The following is an 18,598-nucleotide window of genomic DNA, read 5'->3' on the forward strand; positions in this document are numbered from 1 at the left end:
AACGGTGACGTGCGGCGGACCGCCGCCGCGGGTCCGGCCGCACACCGTCCGCCGGCTCAGCCGAAGAAGACCCCGGCCTCCGCGTACAGCCTCGGATCGACGGTCTTGAGCTTCGCGGTCGCCTCCCCCAGCGGCACCCGGACGATGTCCGTACCGCGCAGGGCGACCATCTTCCCGTAGTCGCCGTCGCGCACCGCGTCGATCGCGTGCAGACCGAAGCGGGTGGCCAGCCAGCGGTCGAAGGCGCTCGGCGTGCCGCCGCGCTGGGTGTGGCCGAGTACCGTCGTACGGGCCTCCTTGCCCGTCCGGCTCTCGATCTCCTTGGCCAGCCACTCGCCCACGCCGGTCAGCCGCACGTGCCCGAAGGAGTCCTTGCCCCCGTGCTTGAGGACCAGCTCGCCGTCCTTGGGCATGGCGCCCTCGGCGACCACCACGATCGGCGCGTAGCGGACCTTGAAGCGGGACTCGATCCAGGCGCAGACCTGGTCGACGTCGAAGCGCTGCTCGGGGATGAGGATGACGTTGGCGCCGCCGGCCAGGCCGGAGTGCAGCGCGATCCAGCCCGCGTGCCGGCCCATGACCTCGACGACCAGGACGCGCATATGCGACTCGGCGGTGGTGTGCAGCCGGTCGATGGCCTCGGTGGCGACGCCGACGGCGGTGTCGAAGCCGAAGGTGTAGTCGGTGGCGGACAGGTCGTTGTCGATGGTCTTGGGCACGCCGACACAGGGCACCCCGTACTCGCCGGAGAGCCGGGCGGCGACGCCGAGGGTGTCCTCGCCGCCGATCGTGATGAGCGCCTCGACCTCCTCCTTGGCGAGGGTGTCCTTGATCCGGCGGATGCCGTCGTCCTGCTTCAGGGGGTTGGTCCGCGAGGAGCCGAGGACCGTGCCGCCGCGGGGCAGGATGCCGCGCACGGCGGGGATGTCGAGCGGCACCGTGTCGCCCTCCAGGGGCCCGCGCCAGCCGTCCCGGAACCCGACGAAGTCGTAGCCGTACTCCTGCACGCCCTTGCGCACCACGCCCCGGATGACCGCGTTGAGACCGGGGCAGTCACCGCCGCCGGTCAGTACTCCGACCCGCATCGCTTCTTCACCTACATCCCGTGAGGGGCCGCGCACCCGCCGGTGGCCGCGCGCGGCCGTGCTGTACCGACGCCGGTCACGCTAATGGCGGGACACGTCACCCAGGGATGGGGCGGAGAGCGAATTCCCCGCAAATGCCGGGGACTTGGCGCGATGCGTTCACTCGTACGAGCGCATTGCGCGGGCGCGGGCGGGGCCCCTCGGCGCACCGGCGGTGCCGCGGCCGGGACGGGCGGCCCGCTCAGGCCTCGTCCAGGCCGCGTTCTATCGCGTACCGCACCAGCTCGACGCGGTTGTGCAGCTGGAGCTTGCCGAGGGTGTTCTGTACGTGGTTCTGGACCGTGCGGTGCGAGATGACCAGACGCTCGGCGATCTGCTTGTACGACAGGCCCTTGGCGACCAGGCGCAGCACCTCGGTCTCCCGCTCGGTCAGCTGCGGCGCGCCCGGCTCGTCCTCGGCGGCCGGGGCGGGCTCGGTCGCCAGCCGGCGGTACTCCCCCAGCACCAGCCCGGCCAGGCCCGGCGTGAACACCGGGTCGCCGGCGGCCGTACGGCGCACCGCGTCCAACAGCTCCTCGGTGCTGGCCGACTTGAGCAGATAGCCCGTCGCGCCGGATTTGACGGCCTCCAGCACGTCGGCGTGCTCGCCGCTGGCGGAGAGCACCAGCACCCGCAGCGCCGGGTTCGCGCCGACCAGCTCCCGGCAGACCGCCACGCCGGGCAGGCCCGGCAGATTCAGGTCCAGCACCAGGACGTCGGGCGCCGCGGCCTGCGCGCGGCGCACCGCCTGCGGCCCGTCCCCGGCCGTCGCCACCACCTCGAAACCGGCCTCGGCCAGGTCGCGGGCGACCGCGTCGCGCCACATCGGGTGGTCGTCGACCACCATCACCTTCACGTTCGGCTGCTCGCTCACGCCGTGCTCCTCCCCCGTCTACGGCCCTCGGGCGCACCGCCCTTGGGGATTTTCAGCTCCACTTCCGTGCCCTGGCCGGGGACCGAGATCCAGTCGGCGCTGCCGCCCAGATCCCGCAGCCGGCCGCGGATCGACAGGGCGACTCCCAGCCGCCCTTCGCGCTCGGCGTCCGCGAGGCGTCCCTCGGGGATGCCGGGACCGTCGTCCCGCACCGTCACGACCACCTCGTCCGGCTCGTCCTCCACCAATATCCACGCCTGTGCCCGCACACCCGCGTGCACCCTGACATTGTCCAGCGCGGCACTGACAGCGGCCGCCAGCTCCGCCGCCGCGGCGGCCGGGAGCACGACGGGCGCGCCGGGCTCGGAGAACGTGACGCGCGCGCCGGCGTGCGGCGCCAGCAGGGCCCGTACGTCACAGGGCCCGGCGTCGGGGCCGTCCGCGGCGCACGGCACCGGCGCGGCCGTCACTTCCTCCAGCGCGGGGACCGCGTCGTCCGGGGCGCCGGACACGGCCGTACGCGGCGGGACGAGCCCGCTGGAGACCAGGGTGCGCAGCGCGACCTCCTGCTCGCCCGCCATCCGGCCCAGCTCGGCCGCCTCGCCGCCGATCGCGGCGCCCCGCCGCTGCACCATCGCCAGGACCTGCAGGACGCTGTCGTGGATGTCCCGGGCGAGCCGTTCCCGCTCGCGGGTGGCGGCCTCGATCTGGAGGGCGCGGGCGAGGGTGCGCTCACTGGCGCGGGCCACCTCGACCACGTAGCCGATGGCGACGCTGGCCACCCATACGAGCACCACATTGTGGATGGTGTCGCGGGCGAGCTCCTGGCGCTCGACCAGGTTGACGACGGCGACCAGCGCGGAGGCCACCGCGGCCCAGCGCCAGCCGCCCTTGATCGCGAAGCCGAGCACCGCGCCCGCCGTCCAGATGGAGGGCAGGGTCGCCGCGCCGTCCATGATCCGTTCGTGGCTGTCCACCAGGAGGGTGAGCAGGATGCCGCCGAGCGCGAAGGACAGGTCGCCGATGAGGAAGGCGCGGGTGCAGCGCTCCGCCGAGGTCGTACGGCGCCAGGTGAAGCCCATCCACACGGTCAGCGCCGTCATGTAGGCGGCGGCGCCGAGCGGGTGCTCGTACTGCTCGTAGGAGACCGCGGACAGGACCAGCACGTAGACGAGGGTCAGGACGCGGTAGCCGGTCAGCGCCCGCCACAGCGGTAGCTCCACGGACATCCGGACCGGGCGCTGCGGCCGTCCCCTGCCCCTGCCCGCCGCCTCGCCGGCCGCGGGCCGTATCTCTGCCTCTGTCATTTCGCCCCCACCCCTGTGCCGGGGCGCGACTACGCCCCGGTGCCGGTCCTGCCCTGCTGCTCCGTGGCCGGTGCGGCCTGCCCCTTGCCGGCCTTGGCCGCCTTCTCCGCCTCGGCCTTCTTCTTGGCCGCGTCCGCGATCTGCCGCTTGGCGGCGGTCGCGTAGATGTCCACGTACTCCTGGCCCGACAGCTTCATGATCTCGTACATGACCTCGTCGGTCACCGAGCGCAGGATGAAGCGGTCGCCCTCCATGCCGTGATAGCGGCTGAAGTCCAGCGGCTTGCCGATGCGGATGCCGGGCCGGATCATCTTCGGCATCACCTTGCCCGGCGGCTGCACCTTCTCCGTGTCGATCATCGCGACGGGGATGACCGGGGCGCCGGTGGCCAGCGCCACCCGGGCCAGGCCGCCCGGCTTGCCGCGGTAGAGCCGGCCGTCCGGCGAGCGGGTGCCCTCCGGGTAGATGCCGAACAGCTCACCGCGCTCCAGCACCTCGATGCCGCTCTTGATCGCCGCCTCGCCCGCGCCGCGCGCGCCCGAGCGGTCCACGGGCAGCTGGCCGACCCCCTTGAAGAAGGCGGCGGTCAGCTTGCCCTTGACCCCCGGAGAGGTGAAGTACTCGGCCTTGGCGATGAAGGTGACCTTGCGGTCGAGCACCGCGGGCAGGAAGAAGGAGTCCGAGAAGGACAGATGGTTGCTCGCCAGGATCGCGGGTCCCGTTGCGGGGATGTTTTCCAGGCCCTCCACCCAGGGACGGAACGCCAGCTTCAGCGATCCGCCGATGGAGAACTTCATTGCGCCGTAGATCAACCCACTGCCTCCTGTGTGTGACGCAAAGACCTTAACCTGCCCCGGAGCCCCCCTCTCCTCGGCGGGCCTGCCCGCGGGGGCCGAGCGGCCCGCCCGCAGGGGGGCCTGGCGCCGCGCACGGGGCGGGCGCGGGGCGCGGGGTCGCGCCCGCAGGGGGTGTACCGGACGGGGCCGGCGGGAGCCGTTGGACCTATCCGCCCGGCGCCGCTCCGCGTAGGCTTCAAGTAACCCGCGCAACCCGTTGCCGCCCGGCCCCTCACCGATCGGAGTCCCCCGGTGCCGCTGCTTCCCGGAGCCGAGCCGTTCCGCCGCGACGGCGGCCGGACCGGCGTCCTCGTCTGCCACGGTTTCACCGGCTCCCCCCAGTCCGTACGCCCCTGGGCGGAGTACCTGGCCGACCGCGGCCTGACCGTCTCGCTGCCGCTGCTGCCCGGCCACGGCACCCGCTGGCAGGACATGCAGCTCACGACCTGGCAGGACTGGTACGCCGAGGTCGACCGCGAGCTGCGCTCGCTCTCCGAACGGTGCGAGCGGGTCTTCGTGTGCGGCCTGTCGATGGGCGGCGCGCTGGCGCTGCGGCTGGCCGAGCGGCACGGCTCCGCCATCAGCGGCCTGGCGCTGGTCAACCCGGGCAACAAGGTGCACGACGCCGCGGCCCCGCTGCTGCCCGTGCTGCGCCACCTGGTCCGTACGACCAAGGGCCTGGTCGGCGACATCGCCAAGCCCGGGGGCCACGAGGTCGGCTACGCCCGGGTGCCGCTGCACGCCGCGCACTCGCTGCGCCGCTTCTTCACGCTCGTCGACGCCGAACTGCCCCGGGTCACGCAGCCCTTGCTGGTCATGACCAGCCCCCAGGACCACGTCGTGCGGCCGGCCGACTCCGAGCGCATCCTGAGCCGGGTGTCCTCGACGGACGTACGGCAGACGCTGCTGGAGCGCAGCTATCACGTCGCCACGCTCGACCACGACGCCAAGCGGATCTGCCAGGAGACCTACGACTTCATCGTCCGTCTGGCGCCGAGCGCGCGCACGGGCGTGGAGAGTGAGGAGACGGCCCCCAGTGGTGGAGCGTAGCCCCCGCGATCCCCGCGATCCGCTGGACGAGGAAGCCGCCTGGGCCGAGATAGTGGCCGGGTACGGCAAGGCACCCGACTTCCCCGACGAGGACGGCCCCGTCGCGGGCCCGGACGCCGAGGCGGCCGGCGGCCCGTCCGGCGGCGACGGCCCCGGTGCGGGCGCGAGTACGGGTACGGAACCGGCCCGCGCGGACCTGCGCAAGGGCGGCGAGGACCGTGCGGACGGCGGGCAGCGGACGGACGGCAAGCCCCCGGAGAAGTCCGGCCAGGGGCCGGCGGACCGCACGGAAGCGGACCGGGACGACGGCGGCCTGACGGTGGAGGAGCGGCCGCGCAGCGAGCCCTCTCCCGGCGCTCCGGACAAGCCCGGGGGCTCCGTCGGCAGCTTCGTGGTGTTCGCGCCCGGAGTCGGGCCGCGCGACTGGTCGGCGGCCGAGGCGTCCGACGACGACCTCGACGACACGGACGAGGGGCACTTCGTACCGCCCGAGCCGCCGCCGCTGCCGAGCGCCGACGTGACGGCCAAGTTCGCCTGGCTCGCGGTGCTGGGCGGGCCGCTGCTGCTGGTCCTGATGGTGCTGCTGCAGCAGCCCGTCACGTGGTGGATCACGCTGCTGGGCATCGGCGGTTTCCTGGGCGGCTTCGCCACGCTCGTGGCCCGGATGAAGCACGACGACGAGGACGACGAGGACCTGCCGGGCGGTGGCGCGGTCGTATGACCGCACCGGCCGCCGGCGGCCGGGCGCCCGCTCCGGCGTGGGTTCACCCTCGCGCGCCGGGCACCCTTCACGGAAGGTGACCGTACGGCCGGAGATGATCACACGGAGTATCCGTCCGTGTCTCCGGGAGGACCCCCGTGCGCCATCCGCTCTCGTCGTCATGCCCACGTCCACGCCGACGTGCCCGGGTGGCCGTGGCCGCCGCGACCGTCGCCGCGGTGACCGGACTGCTGGCCACCGCTCCCGCCGCGACCGGCTCGCCGCGGGAGCGGCAGGCGGCGGAGCCGGGAGCGGTGGTCTCCCTCGGTGACTCCTACATCTCCGGCGAGGCCGGCCGCTGGGCCGGCAACACCGACGCCAACCCGGTCAACTTCCCGCGCATCGACGCGCTCGGCCCGACCGCGTACTTCGACAACGCGGGCCGCACCGCCGAGCGGATCGCGCAGTGCCACCGTTCGCGCTCCGCAGAGATCCACCTCGGGCTGCCCGGCACCGAGAGCGAGAACCTGGCCTGCTCCGGTGCCCGTACGGACTCCTTCCGCGCCCCGAAGGGCGCCGCCAAGCCGGGCCTGGACTTCTCGGCCGCCGCGGGCGTACCCGGCCAGGCCGCGCAGCTGGAGGAGTACGCCCGCGACCACCACGTGCGGATGGTCGCCGTCTCGATCGGCGGCAACGACTTCCGCTTCGGCGACGTGGTCGCCTCCTGCGTCCTGGCGTACCTGAACCCGCTGCCGAAGTCGTGCGGCCAGGACGCGGCCAACCGCGCCAGGTTCACCGAGGAGGCGGTCCGGCAGCGGGCGGGCGACATCGCGGGCGGGCTGCGCAACATCGGGCAGGCGATGCTGCGGGCCGGCTACGAGACCGACGAGTACGACGTGGTCGTGCAGAACTACCCGGCTCCCATCCCGCACGGCCGCGACTTCCGCTACCCCGCGCCGCTGGGCGCGCGCCAGACCCTGGGCGGCTGCGCGTTCAACGACCGGGACGCCGACTGGGCGGTGGACTCCGTACTGCCGGCCGTCGGCCGGGCGGTGGAGCAGGGCATCGACCGCAGCGGGCTGGACAACGTCCGCTTCCTCGACCTGTCGCACAGCATGGACGGGCATCGGCTGTGCGAGCGCGGCGTCGGGCTGGTCGAGCCGGTGCGCGGCGCGGTGAGCCGGTGGACCGACCCGGGCGCTGCCGACAGAACCGAGTGGATCAGCTGGGTGCGGACCGTAACGGCGGTGCTGCCGCCGTTCCAGGTGCAGGAGGCGCTGCACCCGAACCACTGGGGCCAGTTGGCGCTGCGCAACTGCCTGCGGCAGGCGTACACCTCGGTGAACAGCGACCGGGCCCCTAAGAGCCGCCTGGCCTGCACCGGCGGCGGCCCCGGTCTCAACGGGCGCGGTGAACCGCGGATGAAGCTGTCCTGAGCCGGGCCGGGTCCGGCCGCTCGGCGGCCGGCACCCGCAGGGCGGCCAGCACCGGCAGGTGGTCCGTGGCGGCGAGCAGGTCGCCGTGGTCGAGGCCCGGCAGGTCGCGCGGTACGCCGCAGCCCAGCACCTCGATGCCCTCGGTGGTGAACACGGCGTCGATGCGCTGGTGCGGGTCGTGGGGTGTGGAGGTGTACTCCCCGCCCCACGGCGCCGCCGCCCAGGCGTCGGTGAGGGAGCCCGCCAGCCGCCGGAAGGCGCGCCCGTCCGGCCGGTCGTTCAGGTCACCGGCGGCGACGGCGTACGGGGTGTCCAGCGCGCGCAGCCGCTCCAGCAGCAGGCCCGCCTGGTCGTAGCGCTCGGCCGCCTGGAGGCTGAGGTGGCAGCTGAGCAGGCCGATCCGCGCGCCGCCGACCCGTACCACCGCGGTCGCGAAACCGCGCTGGTGCAGGCCGGGGGCGCGGGGCAGCAGCACGTCCTCGGTGTGCTCCACGTGGGCGCGCAGCGAGGAAAGGATCATCGGGCCGGCCGCGGTGGCGCCGCCCGTCACGTGCACCAGGTCCGTCGCCCGGCACAGCGCCGCGACGCTCTTGCGCCAGCGGAAGAAGCGTGGCGCCTCCTGGACCAGCACGAGGTCCGGGGCGCAGGCCCGGATCACCCGGGCCAGCGCCGCGCGGTCGTCGCGCAGCGAGCGGACGTTGTAGCTCAGCACACGGAGCACAGCCGAGCCGCTCCGCTTCGCTCCGCCTCCGCTCGATGCGAAGTCCTCGGAAGCGGAGCCCGGCTCGGTCCGGGCGGCGGGCAGCTCGGCCGGCACCGCGGGTCAGCCCTGGCGGGCCAGGTCGGCGGCGCCGACCAGTCCGGCCTTGCCGCCGAGCTGGGCGGCGAGCACCTGGGCGTGCGGGCGCCACTGGTTGCCGACCAGCCAGCGGCGGAAGGACTTGCGGATCGGGTCGAGGACCAGTTCGCCCTCGTCCGAGACGCCGCCGCCGACGATGAAGGCGGACGGGTCGAAGAGCGAGGCCAGGTCGGCAAGGCCCGCGCCGGCCCAGCGGGCCAGTTCGCGGAAGGAGTCGATGGCGACCGGGTCGCCGCGGCGGGCGGCCTCGCTGATGTGCCGGCCCTCGATGCCCTCGGAGGTGCCGTCGCCCAGCGACAGCAGCGCCTCGGCGTTCTCGGGGGTGGCGAAGGCGCGCTGGCGGGCGTAGCGCAGCAGAGCGCGGCCGGAGGCGTACTGCTCCCAGCAGCCCTGGCTGCCGCAGCCGCACAGCAGGCCGTCCGGTACGACGCGGATGTGGCCGAACTCGGCGGCGACGCCGAACCGGCCGCGGCGCAGCTTGTTGCCGATGATGATGCCGCCGCCCAGGCCGGTGCCCAGGGTGATGCAGATGACGTCGCTGTGGCCCTGGCCGGCGCCGAACCTGTACTCGCCCCAGGCGGCCGCGTTGGCGTCGTTCTCGACGACGACGGGCAGGCCGACGCGCTGCTCGACCTTGTCCTTGAGCGGCTCGTGGCGCCAGTCGATGTTGGGTGCGAACAGGACGGTGGCGCGCTTCTCGTCCACGTAGCCGGCGGCTCCGATGCCGACGGCCTCGACCTGGTGGTCGGCGCCGACGGTGCGGACCGCGTCGGCGATGGCCTCCGTCAGCTCGTCGGTGGCCTGCGGGGTCGGCACCTTGCACGTTTCGAGGATCGTGCCCTCTTCGTCGACCACGCCGGCCGCGATCTTCGTGCCGCCGATGTCGACGCCGATGGTGAGTCCCATGTGTCCCTCAGTTATTGGTCGTGCCCCGCCGCGTACAACGGTACCGGAGTTGGGGGCACGACCCGTGCCCTCCCGACCAAGAGGGCGGGTCCGCCGGGCCGCTCAGTCGAGGTCGATCCGCTCGGTGCCGGCGGGCCCGTCGTCGTCCCGGCGGGAGCCGTCCGGATTATCGCGCTTGTCGCGGATGTCGCGGACCTCGCCTCCGGCGTCCGGACCGGCGGCCTCGCGCGGATCGGCGTTCGCGGCCTCGCCCGCGGCCTCGCGGGTCCAGCGGCGCTCGCCGCTCTCGACGGCCGAGCGGTAGGCGGCCAGCAGCTCGGAACCGGCGGCGGCGAGGTGGTCGAAGACCTCCGGGTTGCGCTCGACGACGGGCTCGACGACGGCCTTGGCCTGCCGGAACAGCTGCTGCACGGCGCCCTGCGCGGCCATCCCGGCGAGCGCGCCCGGCAGCTGGATGCCGGAGAGCTTGTCGGTGACGGCCTCCGCGAGGCGGCGCAGCTCCTCGGCGGCGCTGCCGGGCGGCGGGCCGTACTGCGCGCGGCGGCGGGCCTTCTCGGCCGCCAGATCCTCGGCGCAGGCCGTCTCCCAGGCATCGGCGTCGGCCCGGTCCGTGCGGTCGGCGGGGCGCTCGGTGGCATCGCTCATGGCGGACTCACTCCTGCGGCGAGGCGGATCGGAACCTGTCGCGTGCGCGGCGGGTTCGAGGCGGTGCTGCTTCATCCGACGTTACCCGAACGGCGGTGTGCCGTTCAGTGACCGCGGGGCCAGAGATCCGGATCGGGCGTGAAGCGGATGTGCAGCGCGCCGTCGCGCAGCCCCGCGCCGGAGACCGAGCAGCGGCGCAGCGCGGAGGGCAGGGTGCGTATCCGGCGGAAGCGGCCGGCGGTGACGACGATCTCGTCACCGCGGCGCAGCAGCCCGAGCCCGTCGCGCTCGGCGCCGGGCAGCGGCACCCGCCACACGAGGATGCCGTCCGAGGCGAGCCGGTCCTCCACGGTCCAGGTGTCGGCGGCGCCGCCGGGCGCGGCCGGCTCCCCCAGGGCCGTGCGGGCCAGTTCGTCCAGTTCCTCGGTGCCCTCGGGGTCGCGCCCCAGATGCGGCACCTCGACGACCGGCGCTTCGGGGAACTCCTCGCGCAGCGCCTTGAGCGCGCTCTGCTGCTGGCCGGAGAGCGCGGCCAGGAAGGGGTCGGACGAGCCGGTGGGCAGCAGCTTGTTCGCGACGACGGCGTCGGTGCGGTGCCCGTGCAGCGCGAGACCCGAGCGCACCTCCCGCAGGTCGGCGACGGCGGCCGGGCCCGCCTCGGTGACGATCCGTACGGTCGTGCCGGGGTGGTCGATGATCCGCTGTACGGCGGCGAGTTCGTGCTCCCAGCGCTCCGCGGCCTCGTACAGCTTCTGCGTGGGCAGCTGCACGCCCGCCAGCTGCGCCAGCACCGGCCGCAGCGCGCGGGCGGCCTGCCGCTCGGGCGGCAGCAGGCGGCGCAGGTAGCGGCGGGCCTGTTCGGGCAGGGCGAGCAGGGCGACGGTGTCGGCGGCGGGCGGCATGTCGACGACGACCGTGTCCCAGCTGACCGGCCCGCCGGCCGTCTCGTGGGCCGCGCGCAGCTCGTGGAGCAGCGCGAACGCCTCCGCGCCCGGCAGTTCGGTCAGTTCGTCCTCGTCCAGGGGGGCGGCGCCGAGGAGGTCGAGGGCGGCTTCCGCGCGCTCCTGGAAGGCGAGGGCCTCGCGGCGGAAGTGGTCACCGGCGTCGACGCACCGGGCGTGCAGGCCGGGGACGACGGGCACCGGGGCGTCGCCGGGGGCGCCGAGCCGGGTGCCCAGGGCGCGTTCCGCCGCGCCGCCGCGGGCGGTGAGCAGCAGGACGCGCTCGCCGCGCCGGGCACCGGCCAGTGCGGTCGCGGCGGCGATGGTGGTGCGGCCGGCGCCGCCGGGGCCGGTGACGAGGACGGTACGCATGGTCAGAGGCTCTTGGCCTCGCCGGCGGGGCCGCTCTCGACGCGCTTCTTCAGCCCGTCCAGCGCACGGTCGATGATCACCTTCTCCGCCTTGCGCTTGATCATGCCGAGCATCGGGATCTTGACGTCCACGGTGAGCCGATACGTCACTTCGGTGTGCGCGCCGCCGGCCAGCGGAACCAGCCGGTAGGAGCCGTCGAGGGTGCGCAGCATCTGCGACTTCACCAGTGACCAGCTGACCTCGTGGTCGCCGGTCCAGGTGTAGGCGAGGGTGTGGTCGTCCTTGATCGCGCCGGCGTCGAGCACCAGGCGGACCTGCTCGGCGCGGCCCCGGTCGTCCTTGCTGAGGACCTCGGCCTCCTTGACCTCGCCGGTCCAGTCCGGATAGCGGTCGAAGTCGGCGATCACTCCCATCACCTCGGCGGGCGCCGCCTCGATCGTGATGCTAGAGCTGGTGTGTTCGGCCATCGCCGTGACTCCTCCATGCCGATTCGTGCCGGTCCGCCAGACGCGAGTCCCTGCTGCTGAAGGCTACCGCGCGGGGAAAGACGCCCCGACAGGCTCCCCGGCCGATCCGGTCGGCCGCGCGGGCGGCTCCCGGGGAGGGGCCGGGACAGGCCCCGGAGAAGGCCCCGGGAAGCCGTCACCACTCCAGGACGTACGGCGTCCCCGTCGCGTTGAAGTGCCCCACGTTGACGCATTCGGTGGCACCGACGCGTACCCGGCGGGCCAGCGGCTGATGCACGTGCCCGAAGAGCGCGTAGCGGGGGCGGGTGCGGCGGATCGCGTCCAGGAGGGCGGCGCTGCCGCGTTCGAAGCGGCGGGCGACCACGTCGTAGCACAGCTCCGGGACGTCCGGCGGGATGTGCGTGCACAGCACGTCCACCTCGCCGACGGCCTCGATCTTGGCGGCGTACTCCTCGTCGCCGATCTCGTACGGGGTGCGCATCGGCGTCGTCAGTCCGCCGCCGACGAATCCGAAGACGCGGCCGCCGATCTCCACCCGCTCGCCGTCCAGGACGGTGGTGCCGGGGCCCGCGTACTCGGACCACAGGTGGGGCAGGTCCACGTTGCCGTACGTGGCGTACGTCCCTTCCGGGAACGCGGCGAACAGTTCGGCGTACTGCCGGCGGACGGCTTCCTCGATGACGGCCATCCGGCCGCCGCCCTCGCGTTCGATGTCGCCCCACAGCCGCCGGCCCAGCGCGCGCGCCTCCTCGAAGCGGCGGGCGGTACGCAGCTCGACCAGCCGGTGGGCGTTCTCGACGCCGAAGAGGTCGGGGAAGATGCCGCGCGAGTGGTCGGCGTAGTCGAGGAAGAGCACGAGGTCCCCCAGGCAGACCAGGGCGTCCGCCCCGTCGCCCGCCGTGGCGAGGTCCCGCCCGTTGCCGTGTACGTCGCTGACCACATGCACTCGCATGACCGTCACCCTAGATCGAATGGCGTACGGCCGGGAGGGGGGCCGGACGTACCGCCGGGAGAGGGGCCCGACCTGCGGTTACTTCCCGGTCACCGAAAGCCTGGTCTAGTCTGCGCGAAGCAGTCCGAAGGCGTGTCCGGACGCGCGTCACGCGGCGTGTGACGCATCGAACATCTGGCCGCAACCCCCTATCCCAAAGGCAATACCGGTGGGTAACGTCCGGGCAGTCCACCACCCCCCCTGCCTGATCATGGACCGCAGCCGGCCAGCACACAGCGTCGTGAACGCCGGCGCCAATGAGGAGCAGCAGTCTTGCGCGAGTTCAGCCTTCCGGCCCTGTACGAGGTCCCCGCGGACGGCAACCTGACGGATCTGATCCGCCGCAATGCCGCGCAGCACCCCGATGTCGCCGTCATGGGCCGCAAGGTCGACGGGCAGTGGCAGGACGTGACCGCCACCGTCTTCCTCGCCGAGGTGCGGGCCGCCGCCAAAGGCCTGATGGCGGCCGGCATCGGCCCCGGCGACCGCGTCGGCCTGATGTCGCGCACCCGCTACGAGTGGACCCTGCTGGACTTCGCGATCTGGAGCGCGGGCGCCGTCACCGTGCCCGTCTACGAGACCAGCTCCCCCGAACAGGTGCAGTGGATACTCGGCGACTCCGGCGCGGTGGCCTGCCTGGTCGAGACCTCCGCGCAGGAGGCCGCCGTCGAGTCCGTACGGGACCGGCTGCCCGCGCTGGAGAACATCTGGCAGATCGAGCGGGACGCGGTCGCCCGGCTGCGCACGGCCGGCGCCGGCATCACCGACGCGGAGGTGGACGAGCGCAGCGCCACCGCCGACGCCGACTCCCCCGCCACCATCGTCTACACCTCCGGCACCACCGGACGGCCCAAGGGCTGTGTGCTGACCCACCGCAGCTTCTTCGCCGAGTGCGGCAACGTCGTCGAACGCCTCAAGCCGCTCTTCCGCACCGGCCGGTCCTCGGTCCTGCTCTTCCTGCCGGTGGCCCATGTCTTCGGACGGCTGGTGCAGGTGGCCTCGGTCATGGCCCCCATAAAGCTGGGGCACGCGCCCGACATCAAGAACCTCACCGACGACCTCGCCTCCTTCCGCCCCACGCTGATCCTCGGCGTCCCCCGGGTCTTCGAGAAGGTCTACAACTCGGCGCGCGCCAAGGCGCAGTCCGAGGGCAAGGGCAAGATCTTCGACCGGGCCGCCGACACCGCGATCGCCTACAGCCGTGCGCTGGACACCGCGGCCGGCCCCGCCCTCGGCCTGCGGCTCAAGCACAAGCTCTTCGACAAGCTGGTCTTCGGCAAGCTGCGCGCCGTGCTCGGCGGCCGCGCCACCCACGCCATCTCCGGCGGCGCGCCGCTGGGCGAGCGCCTGGGCCACTTCTACCGGGGCATCGGCTTCACGGCCCTGGAGGGGTACGGCCTGACGGAGTCCTGCGCGGCCACCGCCTTCAACCCGTGGGACCGGCAGAAGATCGGTACGGTCGGCCAGCCGCTGCCCGGCTCGGTGATCCGCATCGCCGACGACGGGGAGGTGCTGCTGCACGGCGAGCACCTGTTCACCGAGTACTGGAACAACGAGTCGGCGACCAAGGAAGCGCTGTCCGACGGCTGGTTCCACACCGGTGACATCGGCACCCTCGACGAGGACGGCTACCTCGCGATCACCGGCCGCAAGAAGGAGATCCTGGTGACGGCGGGCGGCAAGAACGTCGCCCCGGCCGTCATCGAGGACCGTATCCGCGCGCACGCGCTGATCGCCGAGTGCATGGTCGTCGGCGACGGCCGCCCCTTCGTGGGCGCGCTGGTCACCCTCGACGAGGAGTTCCTGCCGCGCTGGGCCGCCGAGCACGGCCGCCCGGCCGGACAGAGCGTCAGGGAGCTGAGCAAGGACCCGGAGCTGCTGGCCGCGGTGCAGCGGGCGGTGGACGACGGCAACGCGGCCGTCTCCAAGGCCGAGTCGGTCCGCAAGTTCCGCATCCTGCCCACGCAGTTCACCGAGGAGTCCGGGCACGTGACGCCGTCGCTGAAGCTCAAGCGCAACGTGGTGGCCAAGGACTTCGCCGAGGAGATCGAGGCGATCTACCGCGCGTGACGCGGCGCGACGCCGCCGACACCGCCCCGGATGCCGGGCGGGCCGGACACCCCGGCCCGCCGGGCATCCGCGCGGACGGCTACAGCAGCTCCTTGAGCCGCTCCGCCAGCAGGTCCCAGCGCCACTTCTCCTCCACCCAGGCGCGGCCCCGCTCGCCCATGCGGCGGCGCATCGCGGGGTCCTTGAGGAGGGCGATGACGCGCTCGGCGGCGGCCGTCGGGGAGCCGCCCGGGACGACGTAGCCCGTCTCGCCGTGCAGCACGGCGTCCGGTGCGCCGCCGGAGTCGCCCGCGACGACCGGGAGCCCGGTGGCGGACGCCTCCAGGTAGACGATCCCCAGTCCCTCGACGTCCAGCCCGCCGCGCCGCGTGCGGCACGGCATCGCGAAGACGTCGCCCGCGCCGTAGTGGGCGGGCAGTTCCTCCCACGGGACGGCCCCGGTGAAGCGCACCGCGTCGGCGACGCCCTTCTCCTCGGCGAGCGCGTGCAGCTGCTTCTCGTACGGGCCGCCGCCGACGATCAGCAGCACCGCGTCCGGCACGTCGGCCAGGATGCGCGGCATCGCCTCGATCAGGGTGTCCTGGCCCTTGCGCGGCACCAGCCGGGAGACGCAGACGACGACCGGCCGCTCGGCGAGCCCGAGGCGGTCCCGTACCTCGTCGCCGCCCGAGCCGGGGTGGAAGGTCTTCTCGTCCACGCCGGGCGGCAGTTGCACCATGCGTCCGGCGGCGGCCGGGGTCAGCGCGGCGGCGATCCGCGAGCGGGTGTACTCACCGAGATAGGTGATGGTGTCGGTGCCCTCGCCGATCCGCCGCAGCAGTTGACGGGAGGCGGGCAGCTGCGCCCAGCCCGCCTCGTGCCCGTGCGTGGTGGCCACGATCCGGCGCGCGCCCGCCCGGCGCAGCGTCGGCGCCATCAGGCCGAGCGGTGCCGCGGCGCCGAACCACACCGAGGAGCAGCCGTGCCGGCGCAGCAGGCCGGCGGCCGTCCGGGTCACCCGGGCGGTCGGCAGCAGCATCGTCGTACGGTCCCGTACCACCGGGAAGGGCTGTTCGGCGTCGAAGCGGGCGGTCGCCGCGACGCCCTCCTTGCTCCGCTTCCAGGTGGAGGCGTAGACCACGACCCGGTCCGGGTCCAGGCGCAGGGCCATGCTGTGCAGGAAGGCCTGGATGCCGCCGGGGCGGGGCGGGAAGTCGTTCGTGACGATCAGCGTCTTGTCCATTGCCCTCGCACAGTACCGGGTCGCGGGACACGTCCGGCGGGGCCGCCCCGGCACGGGCACGACTCGTCTACGGTCGTGACACGGCCTCGTCCGCACGTACGGGTACGGACGGCCGCGACCACAGGACGAGGTGGCGATGATCAGGGCCGGCGGCCGGTCCCCGTGGGGCGCGGTGCGCTCCCCGGTGCCGGCGGTGGCGGTGTGGGCGGCGACCCGGGCGGTGCTCCTGCTGTGTGTGTTCAAGGTGCTGGTGCTGCCCGGCCCGGACGTGACCTCCGACATCTCGGCGATCTACCAGGGCTGGTCCGAGGTGCTGCGGTCCGGCGCCTTCCCGCAGGACGACGTGACCTGGCAGTACCCGCCGGCCGCGGCGCTCGCCGTCCTCTCCCCCGGCCTGCTGCCCTTCCTGGACTACGCCTCGGCCTTCTTCCTCCTGGCCTGCGCCGCCGACGCGGCCGCCTTCGCGCTGCTCCTGTATGCGGGCCGGCGGCCGGGTAAACGTCTCTCCGGTGCCTGGGTGTGGACCGCGGGGGTAGCCCTGCTCGGCCCGACCGCGTACGCCCGTTACGACGTGATGGTGACCGCCGTGGCCGTCGCCGCGCTCTTCGCCGCGGCCCGGCGTCCGCGCGTCTCCGGCGCCCTGATCGCCTTCGGCGCGCTCCTGAAGGTCTGGCCGGTGCTGCTGCTGACGGGCGCGCCGCTGCGGGGCCGCCGGGCCCGGGAGTTGTGGGGCGCGGCCGCGGTGGGCGCGCTGGCCGTCACGCTGCTCTTCGCCGCCTGGGCTCCTGGCGGGCTGGCCTTCCTCACCTTCCAGCGCGACCGCGGTACGGAGGTCGAGTCGCTCGGCGCGCTCGTGTTCCATGTGGCCCGGCAGTTCGGTTGGGACGGCGAGGTGCTGCTGAACTACGGCTCGGTGGAGTTCGTCGGCCCGTACGTGCCGCTGGTCAGCACCCTGGCGCTGGTCCTGACGGTGGCGGCCTTCGGCTGGCTGCTGTTGTGGCGGCTGCGCGCGCGGAAGTTCACGTCAGCCACGCTCGCCGACGCCGCCTTCACCGCCGTCCTGCTCTTCGTCACCACCAGCCGCGTCATCAGTCCGCAGTACATGATCTGGCTGGTCGGTGCGGCGGCCGTGTGCATGACCCTGCGGGCGAGCCGGATGGGGCTGCCCGCGGTCCTGGTGCTGCTGGCGACCGGCGTGACGCTCCTGGAGTTCCCCGTCTGGTTCGCGGACGTGGTGGCCAGTCAGGGGCGGGGTGTCGTGCTGCTGGCCGTACGCAACGGCCTGCTGGTGGCCGCCTCGCTGGCTGCCTGCCGCCGCCTGTGGCGCTCGACGGTCACCGGGCCGCGGCTGCGGGCGGACGGCGCCCGGGGGCCGTCCGCCGACACCGACGACGGGCGCGAGGCACCGGCGGAGCCGGGAACCGTCGCGTCGCCCCGGACGGCGGAACCCGCCCCGGCGCGCCGCCTGCACGTCAGCCGAGGTGCCGCACCACGTACGACTGCCACCGCCGGTTGAACTCCGCGGGGCCGACGCCGAGCTGGTCCCGCATCGCGCGCCCGGCGCTCTCCTCGCCGCCCCGGCCCGCCGCCCGGTAGAACGCGCCGAGCTTCTGCTCGCCCCAGGTGTCGGCGATCATGCGGCAGGCCAGCCAGCCGCCCTCGTACGCGCGGGCCAGCTGCCGCGCGCTGCGGCTGAAGCGGAAGTCGCCGTCGGCCGGCAGCCGGGACGGCGGCGCGCCCTTGGCCACCGCGTGGGCGAGTTCGGGGGCGGTGGACGCGGCCGGGCGGGCACCGCCCCGGTATGCGGCCCAGTCGGCGAAGCCCTCGGAGAGCCACAGCGGGGTGGCGGACGTGGTGGCCGTACGCGTCGCGACATGGGTGGTCTCGTGGGTCAGCACGATCTGGCGCCCGGTGGCGGACAGTTCGCCGTACGCCTCCGGGTTGACCACGACCCGGTCGGCGGGCGCCGCCGGTGCCGTACCCGTCTCGCCGGTCGTGACGGCCGCGATGCCCTGGTAGCCGGAGGAGTCCTCGGCGTTCAGCAGCTCCGCCATCCGCGCCAGCGACTGCGGCGCCTCGACGACCACCCGGCCGGCCCACTTCCCGGACCACGCCTTGCCGACGGCGGGCACGGCCGCGTCCGTACGGTCCGCCAGTTCGCGCAGCTCCGCGGTGCCGCGGCCGACTCCGAGGACCAGGCTGCGGCGGCCCTTGACGACCTCGACCGGCCCCTGGTCCCACAGCCGGCGCGCGCTGCGCCGCCCGCTCCCGGCACCGTCCGAGTCCGAGGTGATCCGCCACCGGCCGCCGTGGTCGGTGAGCGTCAGGTACTGGACGGCGGTGACCGGCGCGGTGTCGTACCCGGTGAGCCGGTAGCGCAGCCGCACCTCGGCGGCCACCCGGCGGCCGTCCGCGCCGACGGCCGCGGGCAGTCCGAACGCGTCGGTCTTCACCAGCTCGTACGACCAGGCCGCCAGCGGCACCTGCGCGAGATTGGCGAACATCTCCCGCTGCTTCGCGCGGAAACCGGCCGCCCGGGGATCGACCGAGGCGAGAAAGGCGTCGGCGTCCCGGTCGCGTACGGCCGCGGCGCGCCGGTCCAGCATCTGCTGGAGCTCCGGCGGGGCGTCCCGCGCGCCGGCCGGGTCGTCGCAGCCCGCGGTCAGCGGCAGCAGCGTCAGCGGCAGGGCCGCGCAGAGCGCCGTCCTGATCCGCCCGGTCCGCCGAGCCGTCCGCCGTCGCGCCTGTTGACCTGCCACGCGGCTGATCGTAAGCACCGCCCCCGCGTACGGACAGCG

At 74.0% G+C, this 18,598-nt stretch carries 17 protein-coding genes; 5 read left to right on the top strand and 12 right to left on the bottom strand.

Features of this window, described 5'->3' with window-relative positions; all coding sequences use genetic code 11:
• Nucleotides 1-56 precede the first annotated feature (56 nt).
• The 4 genes from ACFV57_RS29445 to ACFV57_RS29460 form a co-directional block, all read right to left on the bottom strand.
• Nucleotides 57-1,085: a 6-phosphofructokinase gene (locus ACFV57_RS29445; protein ID WP_385238422.1), complete on the bottom strand. Its 1,029-nt coding sequence runs from the start codon at nt 1,083-1,085 to the stop codon at nt 57-59.
• A gap of 241 nt (nt 1,086-1,326) precedes the next feature.
• On the bottom strand, nt 1,327-1,971 hold the full coding sequence (locus tag ACFV57_RS29450; protein ID WP_385238545.1) for a response regulator: 645 nt from the start codon (nt 1,969-1,971) through the stop codon (nt 1,327-1,329).
• 23 nt (nt 1,972-1,994) lie between these two features.
• A complete protein-coding gene (gene macS, locus ACFV57_RS29455; RefSeq protein ID WP_385238547.1) occupies nt 1,995-3,227 on the bottom strand; it encodes a MacS family sensor histidine kinase in 1,233 nt (410 codons plus the stop codon).
• Between the two features lie 107 nt (nt 3,228-3,334).
• Nucleotides 3,335-4,102 (bottom strand): lysophospholipid acyltransferase family protein, encoded by a 768-nt coding sequence (locus tag ACFV57_RS29460; RefSeq protein ID WP_385238548.1) that lies wholly within the window; start codon nt 4,100-4,102, stop codon nt 3,335-3,337.
• A 291-nt stretch (nt 4,103-4,393) separates the two neighbouring features.
• Here ACFV57_RS29460 and ACFV57_RS29465 point away from each other — a divergent pair, with 291 nt between their 5' ends.
• From ACFV57_RS29465 to ACFV57_RS29475, 3 genes are all read left to right on the top strand, one after another.
• A complete protein-coding gene (locus ACFV57_RS29465; protein ID WP_385238424.1) occupies nt 4,394-5,191 on the top strand; it encodes an alpha/beta hydrolase in 798 nt (265 codons plus the stop codon).
• A complete protein-coding gene (locus ACFV57_RS29470; RefSeq protein ID WP_385238426.1) occupies nt 5,178-5,912 on the top strand; it encodes a hypothetical protein in 735 nt (244 codons plus the stop codon). The genes ACFV57_RS29465 and ACFV57_RS29470 overlap by 14 nt, the downstream gene beginning before the upstream one ends.
• 194 nt (nt 5,913-6,106) lie before the next feature.
• Nucleotides 6,107-7,327 carry a hypothetical protein gene (locus tag ACFV57_RS29475; RefSeq protein ID WP_385238428.1) on the top strand — a complete coding sequence of 407 codons (1,221 nt, stop codon included), beginning with the start codon at nt 6,107-6,109 and terminating at the stop codon, nt 7,325-7,327.
• Here ACFV57_RS29475 and ACFV57_RS29480 read toward each other — a convergent pair.
• The 6 genes from ACFV57_RS29480 to ACFV57_RS29505 form a co-directional block, all read right to left on the bottom strand.
• Nucleotides 7,290-8,048 carry an endonuclease/exonuclease/phosphatase family protein gene (locus ACFV57_RS29480; protein ID WP_385238430.1) on the bottom strand — a complete coding sequence of 253 codons (759 nt, stop codon included), beginning with the start codon at nt 8,046-8,048 and terminating at the stop codon, nt 7,290-7,292. The genes ACFV57_RS29475 and ACFV57_RS29480 overlap by 38 nt on opposite strands.
• Nucleotides 8,049-8,150: 102 nt before the next feature.
• The gene (locus ACFV57_RS29485; RefSeq protein ID WP_385238432.1) at nt 8,151-9,092 is read right to left on the bottom strand and encodes an ROK family glucokinase; all 942 of its coding nucleotides are present in this window, start codon (nt 9,090-9,092) and stop codon (nt 8,151-8,153) included.
• Between the two features lie 102 nt (nt 9,093-9,194).
• Entirely contained in the window at nt 9,195-9,737 is a 543-nt protein-coding gene (locus ACFV57_RS29490) for a DUF5304 domain-containing protein (RefSeq protein WP_385238434.1), read from the bottom strand.
• A gap of 104 nt (nt 9,738-9,841) precedes the next feature.
• Complete coding sequence (locus ACFV57_RS29495) at nt 9,842-11,050, bottom strand: ArsA family ATPase (RefSeq protein WP_385238436.1); 1,209 nt, start codon at nt 11,048-11,050, stop codon at nt 9,842-9,844.
• Between the two features lie 2 nt (nt 11,051-11,052).
• On the bottom strand, nt 11,053-11,517 hold the full coding sequence (locus tag ACFV57_RS29500; RefSeq protein WP_385238438.1) for an SRPBCC family protein: 465 nt from the start codon (nt 11,515-11,517) through the stop codon (nt 11,053-11,055).
• Between the two features lie 175 nt (nt 11,518-11,692).
• Complete coding sequence (locus ACFV57_RS29505; protein ID WP_385238550.1) at nt 11,693-12,457, bottom strand: metallophosphoesterase; 765 nt, start codon at nt 12,455-12,457, stop codon at nt 11,693-11,695.
• Nucleotides 12,458-12,781: 324 nt separating this feature from the next.
• Between ACFV57_RS29505 and ACFV57_RS29510 the strand changes: the two genes are divergently transcribed.
• Nucleotides 12,782-14,578 carry an AMP-dependent synthetase/ligase gene (locus tag ACFV57_RS29510; protein WP_385238439.1) on the top strand — a complete coding sequence of 599 codons (1,797 nt, stop codon included), beginning with the start codon at nt 12,782-12,784 and terminating at the stop codon, nt 14,576-14,578.
• A gap of 79 nt (nt 14,579-14,657) precedes the next feature.
• On the opposite strand, the gene ACFV57_RS29515 is transcribed toward ACFV57_RS29510, so the two are convergent.
• Complete coding sequence (locus ACFV57_RS29515) at nt 14,658-15,800, bottom strand: glycosyltransferase family 4 protein (protein ID WP_385238441.1); 1,143 nt, start codon at nt 15,798-15,800, stop codon at nt 14,658-14,660.
• 136 nt (nt 15,801-15,936) lie between these two features.
• Here ACFV57_RS29515 and ACFV57_RS29520 point away from each other — a divergent pair, with 136 nt between their 5' ends.
• The gene (locus ACFV57_RS29520) at nt 15,937-17,316 is read left to right on the top strand and encodes a glycosyltransferase 87 family protein (protein WP_385238443.1); all 1,380 of its coding nucleotides are present in this window, start codon (nt 15,937-15,939) and stop codon (nt 17,314-17,316) included.
• On the opposite strand, the gene ACFV57_RS29525 is transcribed toward ACFV57_RS29520, so the two are convergent.
• Nucleotides 17,273-18,559: a hypothetical protein gene (locus tag ACFV57_RS29525; protein ID WP_385238445.1), complete on the bottom strand. Its 1,287-nt coding sequence runs from the start codon at nt 18,557-18,559 to the stop codon at nt 17,273-17,275. The two genes, ACFV57_RS29520 and ACFV57_RS29525, sit on opposite strands and share 44 nt — an antisense overlap.
• Between the last annotated feature and the right edge of the window lie 39 nt (nt 18,560-18,598).

This window comes from Streptomyces sp. NPDC059788, from assembly GCF_042732265.1.
Classification (GTDB): Bacteria; Actinomycetota; Actinomycetes; order Streptomycetales; family Streptomycetaceae; genus Streptomyces.

Excerpts from the sequence above, each read along its gene's own strand:
- ACFV57_RS29485 (WP_385238432.1), bottom strand. The coding sequence starts at position 9,092 with ATGGGACTCACCATCGGCGTCGACATCGGCGGCACGAAGATCGCGGCC.
- macS (WP_385238547.1), bottom strand. The coding sequence starts at position 3,227 with ATGTCCGTGGAGCTACCGCTGTGGCGGGCGCTGACCGGCTACCGCGTC.
- ACFV57_RS29490 (WP_385238434.1), bottom strand. The coding sequence starts at position 9,737 with ATGAGCGATGCCACCGAGCGCCCCGCCGACCGCACGGACCGGGCCGAC.
- ACFV57_RS29515 (WP_385238441.1), bottom strand. The coding sequence starts at position 15,800 with ATGGACAAGACGCTGATCGTCACGAACGACTTCCCGCCCCGCCCCGGC.
- ACFV57_RS29460 (WP_385238548.1), bottom strand. The coding sequence starts at position 4,102 with ATGAAGTTCTCCATCGGCGGATCGCTGAAGCTGGCGTTCCGTCCCTGG.
- ACFV57_RS29520 (WP_385238443.1), top strand. The coding sequence starts at position 15,937 with ATGATCAGGGCCGGCGGCCGGTCCCCGTGGGGCGCGGTGCGCTCCCCG.
- ACFV57_RS29445 (WP_385238422.1), bottom strand. The coding sequence starts at position 1,085 with ATGCGGGTCGGAGTACTGACCGGCGGCGGTGACTGCCCCGGTCTCAAC.
- ACFV57_RS29500 (WP_385238438.1), bottom strand. The coding sequence starts at position 11,517 with ATGGCCGAACACACCAGCTCTAGCATCACGATCGAGGCGGCGCCCGCC.
- ACFV57_RS29450 (WP_385238545.1), bottom strand. The coding sequence starts at position 1,971 with ATGGTGGTCGACGACCACCCGATGTGGCGCGACGCGGTCGCCCGCGAC.
- ACFV57_RS29495 (WP_385238436.1), bottom strand. The coding sequence starts at position 11,050 with ATGCGTACCGTCCTCGTCACCGGCCCCGGCGGCGCCGGCCGCACCACC.